The organism is Cyclobacterium salsum, assembly GCF_010119245.1.
Taxonomy (GTDB): domain Bacteria; phylum Bacteroidota; class Bacteroidia; order Cytophagales; family Cyclobacteriaceae; genus Cyclobacterium; species Cyclobacterium salsum.
This window is the reverse complement of record NZ_WNKG01000001.1, coordinates 500,027-512,021: the sequence shown is the minus strand read 5'-3', so window position 1 is coordinate 512,021 and position 11,995 is coordinate 500,027. Positions and strand designations below refer to the sequence as shown.

9 protein-coding genes are annotated in these 11,995 nt (G+C 44.4%); 7 read left to right on the top strand and 2 right to left on the bottom strand.

All coding sequences use genetic code 11. The features are described from left to right. The first annotated feature begins 1 nt into the window (after position 1). Genes GJS45_RS01995 through GJS45_RS01985 form a run of 3 tightly spaced genes read left to right on the top strand, consistent with a single transcriptional unit; the run spans position 2 to position 3,048 of the window. The gene (locus GJS45_RS01995; RefSeq protein ID WP_162339758.1) at positions 2 to 868 is read left to right on the top strand and encodes a tetratricopeptide repeat protein; all 867 of its coding nucleotides are present in this window, start codon (positions 2 to 4) and stop codon (positions 866 to 868) included. Positions 869 to 910: 42 nt separating this feature from the next. Further along, positions 911 to 2,215, top strand: coding sequence for an ATP-binding protein (locus GJS45_RS01990; protein ID WP_162339757.1), 1,305 nt, complete (start codon positions 911 to 913; stop codon positions 2,213 to 2,215). 50 nt (positions 2,216 to 2,265) lie between these two features. Then, positions 2,266 to 3,048, top strand: a complete 783-nt coding sequence (locus GJS45_RS01985) for a M15 family metallopeptidase (protein WP_162339756.1) — start codon at positions 2,266 to 2,268, stop codon at positions 3,046 to 3,048. Between the two features lie 34 nt (positions 3,049 to 3,082). Here GJS45_RS01985 and GJS45_RS01980 read toward each other — a convergent pair whose 3' ends face one another. Further along, the gene (locus tag GJS45_RS01980) at positions 3,083 to 4,828 is read right to left on the bottom strand and encodes a gamma-glutamyltransferase family protein (protein ID WP_235954568.1); all 1,746 of its coding nucleotides are present in this window, start codon (positions 4,826 to 4,828) and stop codon (positions 3,083 to 3,085) included. A gap of 229 nt (positions 4,829 to 5,057) precedes the next feature. On the opposite strand from GJS45_RS01980, the gene GJS45_RS01975 reads away from it, so the two are divergent. Genes GJS45_RS01975 through GJS45_RS01965 form a run of 3 tightly spaced genes read left to right on the top strand, consistent with a single transcriptional unit; the run spans position 5,058 to position 7,971 of the window. Beyond that, positions 5,058 to 5,348, top strand: a complete 291-nt coding sequence (locus GJS45_RS01975; RefSeq protein ID WP_317165064.1) for a DoxX family protein — start codon at positions 5,058 to 5,060, stop codon at positions 5,346 to 5,348. Between the two features lie 12 nt (positions 5,349 to 5,360). Then, positions 5,361 to 6,710 (top strand): DEAD/DEAH box helicase, encoded by a 1,350-nt coding sequence (locus GJS45_RS01970; RefSeq protein WP_162339754.1) that lies wholly within the window; start codon positions 5,361 to 5,363, stop codon positions 6,708 to 6,710. Positions 6,711 to 6,741: 31 nt separating this feature from the next. Then, complete coding sequence (locus GJS45_RS01965) at positions 6,742 to 7,971, top strand: protoporphyrinogen/coproporphyrinogen oxidase (RefSeq protein ID WP_162339753.1); 1,230 nt, start codon at positions 6,742 to 6,744, stop codon at positions 7,969 to 7,971. 67 nt (positions 7,972 to 8,038) lie between these two features. Here the strand turns inward: GJS45_RS01965 and GJS45_RS01960 are convergent, their stop codons facing one another. Further along, complete coding sequence (locus GJS45_RS01960; protein WP_162339752.1) at positions 8,039 to 9,781, bottom strand: ABC transporter ATP-binding protein; 1,743 nt, start codon at positions 9,779 to 9,781, stop codon at positions 8,039 to 8,041. 327 nt (positions 9,782 to 10,108) lie between these two features. Here GJS45_RS01960 and GJS45_RS01955 point away from each other — a divergent pair, with 327 nt between their 5' ends. After that, a complete protein-coding gene (locus tag GJS45_RS01955) occupies positions 10,109 to 11,899 on the top strand; it encodes an alpha-amylase family glycosyl hydrolase (protein ID WP_235954546.1) in 1,791 nt (596 codons plus the stop codon). Positions 11,900 to 11,995 lie beyond the last annotated feature (96 nt).

Sequence of the window (11,995 nt, the reverse complement as noted above, 5' to 3'; positions counted from 1 at the left end):
AATGGATAAAGAAAAAGCCATAGCACTGAACAATGAGGGTGCCAGCCATTTTCTGAATAAGGAATTCGATAAGGCATTGGAATGCTACCACAAGGCCTATGAGCTGGATACTACCAATCCCTCGCTATTGAATAACCTCGGACTTTATTACCATCAGAAAAAAGAATACCAAAAAGCCCTGCAATTTTTTGAAAGGGCACTAAGCCTTGCTCAGAAGCCGCAATTTATGGTCAATGTAGGTAATTCACTCGCCATGATGGGCAAGTACGAGGATGCGGCTTTGCATTACGAAAATGCGCTGCAGCAAGAACCGAATCACAAAAGCGCCCGGATTAGCCTGGCACAATTGGCTGCACACACCGGCGATTTTAAAAAGGCAATTGCCATTTGGCAGGAATTGATGCGATCTGTACCAAGCAGTGCCTATGCCATCGAACTGGCCAAAGTGTATATAAAAATAAAGGACTGGGAAAAAGCATTGAAAACCCTGCATGGAATTGAGGCATCCGAGGGGAATGCCATGGCCTGGCGGATGATCGGGCAGTGTGAATATCAACTAAAGAACTTCGGTTTGGCCCAAAAAGCTTTTAAAATGGCCTTGGCAGAAAATCCGGATGAAGTGGAAAGCAGGCAACATCTCGCTATCAATTACCTGGCCATGGGAGATTGGGAAGAAGGAATCAGGCAGTTGGAGATGATCCTTCGAATGAATCCCGAGAACTATCAGATAATGACCGAACTGGCAGTTGTGTACTTAGGTAAAGGATATAGGAAAAAGGCGACTACCTGGCTGGATAAAGCCCTGGCTATCAAGCCTGATTTCCCCAAAGCGTTGCGATATAAGCAGATGTTGGATGCTAACCAATGAAAAGCCTATTGTAGCTGGATTTTTCATAAACCGGATTTTTGTATGAGGGAATTACTGGAATTTTTAAAAGTGGTGATAAAAAGTCGCCTGGACCACGATCTGGGTAAGACTAAAACCCTGCTGAAACCACAAATGGAACTTTCTTTTGATCCGAACCAATTTCTTGGAAAAACCATCAAAGAGTTGGGGATCAAAGACCAGGATTTGCTGTTTCTGGCGCTAGCCCTTTCTCCCTATCTGGATCCAGGTTTGTTAAGTAGAACCATTCATTCCTATTTTCCAGAGGGAGCGGATTTTCCGGAATTTGGAGGATATAAAAGTACCTACCACCGGGGGATTATTCCTACAGGAGAAACCTTATTGTACCTGTTGGCGGGAAAAGATCCTCTTACCCGCAAAAAATACATGAATATCTTTCAGGACTCCCCATTAATTACCCACCATTGTGTAAGCCTCGGAAATACGGCAGCGGAAGAACCCTTTTATGCCGGTCCGTTGATTCTGGATGGGGAGTTTGCCGAGCAGCTTTTGCTAGAAAAGGTAAGAGCACCGCAACCAAGCTCGGGGTTTCCTGCCGAACGCATACAGACCGATTTGGACTGGGAAGATCTGGTACTGTCCGAAAAAACGCTGGTTCAGATAAGGGGACTGGAACAATGGCTAAGCTATAACGACCAACTGATGGAAAGCTGGGACCTTAAGAAAAGAGTTAAACCCGGTTATCGGGTGATGTTTTTTGGCCCTCCCGGAACGGGTAAAACCCTGACTGCCGGTCTTCTGGGTAAATTTACCGGTAAAGAAGTATACCGAATCGACCTTTCGTTAATGGTTTCCAAGTACATAGGAGAAACTGAAAAAAACCTATCCCGCTTATTTGAAAAGGCCGCCGGGAAAAACTGGATTCTATTTTTTGATGAAGCAGATGCCTTATTTGGAAAGCGTACCAATGTTCGGGATGCCCATGATAAATATGCCAATCAGGAAGTTGCCTATTTACTGCAGCGAATAGAGCAACACGCAGGGATGGTCATTTTAGCCTCCAATTTTAAAAGCAACCTGGATACTGCCTTTACACGGCGATTTCAATCCATTATTGATTTTGAAGCTCCGGGAGCCAGGGAACGTGCGATGCTTTGGAAAAAAAATCTACCCAAATCCGTTGGCTTGGAGAAGTCACTGCTAATCGAAGATCTGGCAAAAAAATACCCTTTAACCGGAGCGAATATTGTCAACATCATCCAGCAAGTAGGATTGAAAACCCTGGCTGCGGGAAATACTTTTATCAAAGAGGAGGTATTGATGCAGTGCATACGGAATGAAATACAAAAAGAAGGTAAAATTCATTAAGATTTATTCCGGAATAAGCTTATATTGCTTTAAAATAAGCATCGTAAAACATGAAAGAAAAAATTATTGTGGTCCAGCGGCTACTTGCTGAAAAAGGACTTTATCAGGGAGCCATAGACGGTATACTTGGCGACAATACCCTTGCCGCCTTGCATCAGATAGAAGGAATGAACCCTCAGTTGCCCAATACCAAAAAAATTGCTGCCATGATTCAATTGGGAGCCAATGAAAAAGGCATAGAGGCAGGAGCTGTTGATGGTCTGTGGGGAACTCAAACGCAGTTTGCTTTTGAAGAGCTGGTCTTTTTTTATCAACATGGTCGTAAAAGATCTGCCTGGAGACCTGAGGAAATAGAACCAGCCAATCGATGGCCCAGGCAAAACAGTCCCGAATTTCATGAATACTATGGTAGACGCGGCGAAAATCTGGTGACTATAAACGCACCATACGAGCTTAAAATAGCCTGGGATCTCCGATTAAAAGCCCGCAAAATTACTTGTCACCGCAACGTGGCCGAAAGTCTGACGAAGGTTTTAGAGAATGTTCGCAACACGTACGGCGAAAACGATATCAACTCCTTACGGCTGAATTACTTTGGAGGTTCTTTTAACAACCGTTTAATGCGGGGTGGAAGCCAGTGGTCCACACACTCTTGGGGAATAGCGGTCGATTTTGATCCCGACAGAAACAGGTTGAGATGGGGTAGGGACCGTGCTGCATTTGCCCATCCCATTTACAATGAATGGTGGCGTTGCTGGGAAGAAGAGGGCTGGGTAAGCCTGGGGAGACGTAGGAATTTTGACTGGATGCATATTCAGGCAGCAGAATTATAAGGAGCTGCCTGTAATGGACATCGGCCTAATCAATTTACCAGCCTATACCGTAGTCTTCACCGTGGTTGCTGGCTCCTCCCCAAAAGGTTCCATGTTTCCAATCCATCCAAATGGCATTGATAGGTCCTGAGGTTCGTTCTCTGAAATCGATGGAATACCCCATTTCCCGGAGATCCTTCCGTACCCAGGAGGGTGTTTCAGTGGAGAGCGTCATGGCACCTGGCTTGATTTCATGGTTGCCAAAAGCCGCCTGCATTTGGTAACTGTTCATGTTGGCCGCTTCGGCAGCCTCCTGTACGTTCATGTCAAATTCCACTATATTAAGGAAAAACTGAAGCAGGTTTTGATCCTGGGTGTCTCCTCCCTGTACCGCAAAAGCGAGCATGGGCTTTCCTTCTTTTAGCGCCAGGGAGGGAGTGAGCGTGACCCGGGGTCTTTTACCGGGCTCTAGTACGTTAAATGGATTTACTTCTTCGTCTAATACGAAACTTTGCATGCGCTGACTGAGTCCGATGCCCGTTTTACCAGCGATAACGGCCGGAATCCACCCCCCGCTTGGCGTAATCGAAACGACCCAACCTTCCTCATCAGTGGCCACGATAGAGGTGGTACCGGCAGTGAAATCCTCAAGAAAGCTGTCGCTGACATCAGCATCGGCATCCTCACTGTAGCGGAAATAATTTTTACCGTAATTTTCCAATTGGTCCGCATAGGGATTTTTTTCTCTCTGATAGGGATAAGGGTCTCCCGGATTGGTCCAGGGATTGTTTGTGTCGGTTATTAATTTTGATCGCTCTTTCGCATATTCTTTGGAAAGTAGTCCTTCCATTGGGCTTTTAGGAGCAAAGTCAGGATCACCATAATAAAAATCCCGGTCAGCAAAGGCCAAATTCATGGCCTGATACAAGGTGTGGATGTAACGGGATGAATTGTAGCCCATGGCCTTAAGGTCAAAATTTTCGAGGATGTTCAGACTTTGGAGCAACGCCGGCCCCTGAGTCCATTCCTTCAATTTATAAACGTCGATTCCTTTGTAGGATGTTTGCAACGGATTTTCAATTTTAACACTCCAATTGGCTAAATCGTCCATGGTAATCAGCCCTCCCTGTTCTTGTACGCCCCTTACCAGTTCGGCTGCGATATCCCCCAAATAAAACCGATCGTAAGCTTCCTGTAATGCTTCTTCCCTTGATTTCCCCTCTCGCAGGGCTTCTTTTTCAGCTGCGACCAGTTTTTCCAGGGTAGCCAGTAAATCAGTCTGCGAAAATACTTCCCCGGGGTAGGGAGCTTCCCGTTCTTCACCAAGGTGTGGCAGGAAGACTTTCCTGGAATAAGGCCATTGTTTGATCATCTTTTTATCGTTTTCAATGGCATTTGCGGTCTGTGCCTCTATGGGGTAGCCACGGGCCATTTCAATGGCCGGTTCCAGAACCGCTTCCAGGTTTAATTTCCCATACCGGGAAAGCATGGTGATCAGGCCGCCCGGAGTGCCGGGAGTTACTGCTGCCAGAGGCCCGAAACTGGGAGGGAATTTCAGCCCCTTATCTTTGTAAAATGCTGCGGTCGCCCCGGTAGGAGCCACTCCCAGCGCGTTGATTCCCACTACTTCTTTCGTGTGGGGATTGTATATCAATGCCTGGGTTTCCCCGCCCCAGCTTAATACGTCCCACATGGTGCAGGTAGCCGCCAGCATGGCACAAGCAGCATCCACTGCATTTCCTCCCTTTTGAAAGATCATAGCTCCGGCGGTAGCACCCAAAGGTTTGCCGGTAATGGCCATCCAATGCTTCCCGTGCAGTACTGGTTTTTGAGTACCTTGCCCCAAAACCGGCTGAAAGCTTATCGACCAAAAAAGGATAATGTAAAATAAATACAGTAATTGCCGGTTAATTTTTTGTATTACCATTTGGAAGTCCTAATTTTATTGAATAAAGAAATTTATGCAATTAATTTTTATGGATGAAGCTTTTCTTTATGCAATGGCAATTTTTTATATAATCGCCGGCTTCATGCATTTTGTGAAGTCGAGGTTGTATATCAGTATCATACCGCCCTACATTCCGGCTCCTAGACTTGTTAACAGAATGGCGGGAGCAGCGGAAGTGGTATTGGGATTGGGCTTGATTTTCGAATCTACCCGGTCAGTAGCTGCCTACGGAATCATCCTGTTATTGATTGCGGTATTTCCGGCCAATCTGTACATGTATCAAAAGAAGAACAAAGGACTTCCGAAATGGTTGTTATTGCTTCGGCTTCCGATGCAACTGGTATTGATAGGCTGGGCCTACTTGTACACTTAAAATTTAGAAAATTTGACCTTTAGTGAATTTAATTTTGTTTCCGAGCTCCAGGAGGGCCTGGATGCCATGGGTTTTGAAAAACCAACGCCCATACAGGAACAGGCTATTCCTCTGATCTTGCAGGGAAAAGACCTGATAGCAACTGCCCAAACCGGTACCGGGAAAACGGCGGCTTTTATTTTACCGGTACTCAACCAAATTAGCCAAAGTCAGAAAAAGGGCGTAAAAGTACTAATTATTGCTCCGACCAGAGAGCTGGCCATACAGATTGACCAGCAAATTCAAGGGCTGGCTTATTTTCTGGGGATTAGTTCCATTCCAATTTATGGGGGAGGGGATGGAAATACCTGGGAGCAACAGCGAAAGGCACTGGAGTTAGGGGCGGAAATTGTGGTGGCCACTCCGGGACGGTTAATTGCCCTGTTAGCAGGTGGAAAAGTGAAATTTGAAGCCCTGGAACATTTAATTCTTGACGAAGCAGATCGTATGTTGGATATGGGCTTTTCGGAGGATATCCTTACCATTATCCAACATTTGCCAACGAAAAGGCAAACCTTGCTGTTTTCGGCAACGATGCCGCCAAAAATCCGAAAGTTTTCTCAGCAAATACTCCACGAACCGGAGCAAATTTCCATTGCACTTGGAAAAACGGCAAAAGGGGTAAGTCAATATGTGTATCATGTCTTTGACGGTCAAAAAGAAGAACTGGTGCGGCAGATTCTGAATTCTCAGGATTTTCAGGCTGTGATCATTTTCTGTTCTACCAAAGATAAAGTCAAGTCCTTGTTCAAAACCCTTCGTAAACAGTTTCAGGTGGAAGCATTTCATGCCGACCTGGATCAATCGGAACGGGAGCAAATCATGTCTTCATTTAAAAATAAATCCCTTAAAATTTTGGTCGCGACAGATATTCTTTCCAGAGGAATAGATGTGGAAGATATCGAAATGGTGATCAATTTTGATACGCCAAATGATCCGGAAGATTATGTACACCGGGTTGGAAGGACAGCAAGAGCCGAAAAGAAAGGAAAGGCCGTGACCTTTGTCAATGAAAAAGACCGGTACAAATACCGGAACATAGAAAACCTTATTGGCTTGGAAATTGAGGTAGTACCAAATCCGGAAGTGATCGGGCCGGGACCGGATTTAAAAAGTGCCCCCTCCCGAAATCCAAGAAGCGGAGGAAAACCCAAGGGTGGTGGAAACCCAAAAGGTAAACCCAATAAATCCAAGCGGAAATTTAGGGATAATCCTTCCCAGGCATCGGGAAACGCCCGATCTGATGCAGAACGAAAAGAATCTGGAAACCCTTCCTCGCAGGATGGGAAATTCCGAAAACGGAAAAACATTAAAGGGGAATAAAGAGAATCCCTTGTACTAAATACAACTACCCATGAATGACAAAAGCATCTACATTATAGGAGCTGGAATCTCTGGATTGGTAGCGGCCATTGAACTTGAAAGAGCGGGTTACTATCCGGTCATCCTGGAAGCAGGGGACCGAATAGGTGGAAGGATCAAAACAGATGAAGTGGACGGCTATTTGCTAGACCAGGGTTTTCAGGTTTTGCTTACTGCCTATCCTGAAATCCATCGGTACCTGGATTTGGAAAAGCTGAGTTTAAAAAAGTTTAAACCCGGAGCCATCATTTTCAAACCGGATGCTACTTTTGTTATTCATGATCCATTGAGAAACCCGCTTAAGGGTGTTTCGATGGCATTCTCCAGGGTAGGAACCTTATGGGATAAAGTGAAATTGTTTTCCCTAATCAAGCATCTGAAAGAGAAGCAAATTGAAGCCATTTTTTCCTCCCCGCAAAGCAGTACGCTTGAATATTTAACCAAATTCGGATTTTCAAAAAAGATCATTGAAAACTTCTTTGCTCCCTTCTTTAAGGGAATCTTTCTGGAAACATCCCTGGCTACTTCCTCACGTATGTTTGAATTTGTGTTTAAAATGTTTGCAGAAGGGCATGCCAGTGTTCCTGCCTTGGGGATGGGACAAATTGCGCAGCAACTCTTTGACAGTCTTGAACATACCCAGATTCGGTTCAATACGAGGGTGACCGGATTAAAGAAAAATCAGATCGAGTTGGCCGATGGAAATACCATTACTGCCGATGATATTATCCTTACCACGACACCTAATGAATTGACAGGTCAGGGTGAAGCCCAATTTCATCAGGTAACCAACCTGTATTTCACATTGCAGAAGTCCTTTATCGGCAAACCCATGATTGGACTGGTAACAGATGAAAAATTCCTGATTAATAACCTGACCTTTATGACAGATGTAAGTCAGTCCTATGCCAAGGATGGTCGGGCTTTGTTATCCGTTTCTGTAGTCAAAAATGTGGAAGAATTGGAAAACCTGGAAGAGGTAGTCGCATTGGAATTACAGGTACTTTCGGGAATCAAAGCCAGCTATTTCAAACATGTAAAAACCTACACGATTTCAAGGGCTTTGCCGCAGATTAAAGATTCAAAAAACTGGATACCGTATCAGCATACCAAATTGTACGACCATGTTCACCTGGCAGGGGATTATATGCTGAATGGCTCCATTAATGCTGCCATGACCTCTGGTAGGTCAGCAGCAGAGGCGGTTATCGCTGGAGATTAAAACCCCAAGTTCAGTATTACCATCACCGTGCTGGATCTGAAAGGGCAGGCTTAAGGCAAATGGGAGATTAAATTCTGGCCTGAAAGGTGTACAGGTCGAAGTACCTGCCTTGTGATGCAATTAATTCTTCGTGTTTGCCCCTTTCCACAATTTTACCTTTTTCAATGACCAAAATCTGATCTGCTTGGCGGATCGTACTTAAGCGGTGGGCAATCACGAAGGTGGTTCTTCCTTTCATCAAGCGCTTCAGACTGGATTGGATGTAATTTTCACTTTCTGCATCCAGGTTACTGGTAGCTTCATCCAAAATCAAAATCCTGGGATCCGCCAAAATTGCGCGGGCAATGGCCAACCGCTGCCGCTGCCCACCGGAAAGTTTAACGCCCCGCTCCCCAATAATGGTGTCCAGGCCTTTTTCAAATTGATCGGTAAATTGATTCACATAGGCCGATGAAACCGCATCCTGGAAGGCTTCTTCCGAGGCATCGGGTCGTGGGAAACGAATGTTTTCCCGAATCGTTCCTTCAAATAAAAAATCATCCTGCAACACCACCCCTAACTGACTACGGAATGAATCCAACGCTACCTTGCTGAGATCCTGCCCGTCTATGGTTACAAGTCCTTCAGTGGGTACCAGAAAAGAAGCCAATAATCCGGAAATCGTCGTTTTTCCGGACCCGGAACTGCCTACTAACGCGGTAACCGACCCGGGAGCTGCTTGGAATGTAATGCCCTTTATGACTTCATTTCCAGGCTCATAACCAAAATGTACATCCTGAAATACGACCTTTCCCTGAATGTTTTCTAGAGAAATGGTTCGGTTTATGGGATCAGCCTCTAGCGGTAAATTCATCAGTTCCTCGGTGCGGTCTAGTCCGGCAAAGGCTTCCGTTAGCTGGCTGCCGATGTTACTCATTTGTAAAATGGGCGCAATCATAAAACCCAGCAGTAACGTGAACGCCAAAAAATCGCCGAAAGTAAGTTGATCTTCCATGATCATATACCCGCCAATCCCCATAATTCCGGCAGACGCCAGCCCCAATAGAAAGGTAGCAGAACTGGTGACCACACTGGTAGCCGTAAGGCTGCTTTTGACATTTAGGAAAAGCCGGTGAACCCCTGCCTCGAAAATGGCGGTTTCCTGCTTTTCTGCATTAAAGCCTTTGATGACACGGATGCCTCCCAGGGTTTCGGTCAACCTTCCTGTAACTTCCGCATTTATTTTTCCCCGTTCCCTAAAAATAGGGCGAATCTTACCAAAAGCTTTAAGAGAGATGACGCCAAAAATAATAACCGGGACGAGTACGTATAGCGTCATTTTTGGACTAATGTAAATCAGTAATACCAGGCTGATCACAGAGGTTAAAATCCCACCAACCATCTGTGCCAGACCGGTGCCAACCAGATTTCGAACTCCTTCCACATCGGTCATTACCCGGGAGACGAGTTCCCCGGTTTTGGCATTGTCAAAAAAGCGGATGGGAAGGCGGATGATATGCGCCTGCACCTGGGTACGCAATTTGGCAATCAAATTCTGAGCCTCCACACTCAGTATCTGCGTAAGTCCGTACGAGGTGACTGCCTGAAGGGTTACGGCGATCGTAACCGCCAAAATCAACCATTTTAACAAGTCAAAATTATTTGAAGGAATAACCTCATCTACCAGGTATTTACTAGCATAGGGCAACACCAGCCCAGAGAGTCTGCTGATAACGATTAGTACTAAGCCTATAAAAACGAACTTTCTTCTCGGCCAAATAATGGTTTTGAATACGTTTTTTAAACTGACATTACCTGCGGGTTTTTTCATACGTTGATTTCCAATAGATCCGAAATTTAGTGATTAATCAGGTCTTGTTGGTAGGGCGATTGATTTTTTTGGTTATTCGTGTTGTTTTCGATTCAAATATAGAGTGGATTTGGAAGGTCCGTTTTTGAGGATTCAAAATTGGTTAAAGGGTTAATTGTTTAATCGTTCTTGTCCCTTAGCAGTTCAGCGATTAGACGGCTAACCAATGCTTCCCATAAAATAATCATTCAATATAAATCTATTACACCGTTTTTTATCAAATTTTTAATTCCAGCTATTGCGAATATATTTTTTATTCCTATTTTTCTGGAAAATCAACTATTAAATATGGTAAAAGTCCTTAATGGGATGGGCGCTATTGTCGGACCTGACGGAGTCACTTTCCGGGTATGGGCTCCAAACGCAAACAAAGTTTGCCTCATGGGGTCCTTTAACGACTGGGATGATACTTCGCTTATGCTTAACCAGGAAGGTGACGGTTATTGGGCTGTCCATGTGGAGAACGCGCAAGAGGGAGACGAATATAAATACGTTATAACCAATGGGGAGAAAATATTTTACCGAAATGATCCCTATGCCAAAAAAATGAACCATAGCAATGGAAATGGGATCATCATCGATCTGTATAAAGATTGGGAAGATCATGAATTCCATACTTGCTCATTTAATGTGCTGGTAATTTATGAAATGCATGTAGGAACTTTTAACAGAAATGGTGTAGAAAATGGACAAGTTGGCAATTTTTATACGGCGGTAGAAAAATTGGATTATTTGAAAGACCTGGGAATCAATGCCATTGAACTCATGCCTATTATGGAGTTTCCTGGAGACAACTCCTGGGGCTATAATCCTTCACAACCTTTTGCTGTTGAAACCTCATATGGTGGGCCGGAAGGACTTAAACATTTTATATTTGAAGCGCATATCAGAGGAATCGCGGTAATCATGGATGTCGTTTACAACCATTTCGGACCATCGGAGACAGATTTGTGGCAATTTGATGGGTGGGAAGAAAATGGCTTGGGTGGAATATATTTTTATAATGATTATAGGGCAAAAACTCCCTGGGGTGAAAACAGGCCTGACTATGGAAGGAAAGAAGTTCGGGTTTTCCTTAGAGACAATGCCATGATGTGGTTGGAAGCTTACCAATGTGACGGACTGCGTTTTGATGCTACGGCCATCATCAGGCTGATAAACGGATATGAAAATACAGAGAACGTTTTACTTGAGGAAGGTTTTAATTTCTTAAGGGATCTAAATACTGAACTAAGAGAAAAATTTCCTCAGAAGATTCTCATTGCAGAAGATCTAAAGGCAGATCCGGTCGTAACGGCTCCTCTCAATTCAAATGGTCTTGGATTTCACAGTCAGTGGGGGATAGGTTTTGTGCACTCCCTCAGAAATGTATTGACCGAAAGGAGCGATGAGCAAAGAAACCTTCAATCAGTGGTGGATTCCGTATTTGAAACATTTAATAATGATGTATTTCAGAGGATCATATTTACGGAATCACATGATCAAGTTGCCAATGGTGCTTCCAGGTTACCGGAGGAAATTCAGGCAGGGGAGGCAGATGGTGAATTTGCCAAGAAAAAATCTACCTTGGGTGCAATTACCCTGTTCACAGCTCCGGGAATACCCATAATTTTTCAAGGTCAGGAATTTTTATCCTTTGGCAAATTTGATGATGTTACGCCCCTTGACTGGGAAATGACGAAAAATTTTAATGGCATTAACAAAATGTATCGAGACCTGATACGCCTTCGAAAAGCCGAAAATGGCAGGTCCAAGGGGCTTACCGGTTCTGGCACTAAAATCCTTCATTATAACGAAGACAACCTGGTGCTCGTTTATGCCCGGGTTCATTCAGCTATACCAGATCAACCTGTAATTTCTATTTTAAACTTTTCCCACGAATTGATTCGAGGTTATCGCATTGGCATGGAGGCGTCTGGCGATTGGCAGGTGATTTTTAACAGTGGTTGGAAAGGCTACGATGAGGATTTTTCGGAAGTAGATTTAGTAGTAGTGAAGGAACAGGAAGGTTTTGACAGCAAACCATTTTCGATTCTGGTCGATATCCCCTCGTATGGTGGAATTATTCTGGCCAGGTAAAAATTGACCTCAATAAGAAAGAAGAAGGTTCTCTAAGTTTATTTTTTGATGCCGCTTTTTGGTTATTTTTCAAATTGTGGGCGCCGATCCTGAAAA

Bases quoted from the DNA above. Each gene is read 5' to 3' on its own strand.
- GJS45_RS01995 (WP_162339758.1), top strand. From the start codon at position 2: ATGGATAAAGAAAAAGCCATAGCACTGAACAATGAGGGTGCCAGCCAT.
- GJS45_RS01990 (WP_162339757.1), top strand. From the start codon at position 911: ATGAGGGAATTACTGGAATTTTTAAAAGTGGTGATAAAAAGTCGCCTG.
- GJS45_RS01985 (WP_162339756.1), top strand. From the start codon at position 2,266: ATGAAAGAAAAAATTATTGTGGTCCAGCGGCTACTTGCTGAAAAAGGA.
- GJS45_RS01980 (WP_235954568.1), bottom strand. From the start codon at position 4,828: ATGGCCATTACCGGCAAACCTTTGGGTGCTACCGCCGGAGCTATGATC.
- GJS45_RS01975 (WP_317165064.1), top strand. From the start codon at position 5,058: ATGCATTTTGTGAAGTCGAGGTTGTATATCAGTATCATACCGCCCTAC.
- GJS45_RS01965 (WP_162339753.1), top strand. From the start codon at position 6,742: ATGAATGACAAAAGCATCTACATTATAGGAGCTGGAATCTCTGGATTG.
- GJS45_RS01960 (WP_162339752.1), bottom strand. From the start codon at position 9,781: ATGAAAAAACCCGCAGGTAATGTCAGTTTAAAAAACGTATTCAAAACC.
- GJS45_RS01955 (WP_235954546.1), top strand. From the start codon at position 10,109: ATGGTAAAAGTCCTTAATGGGATGGGCGCTATTGTCGGACCTGACGGA.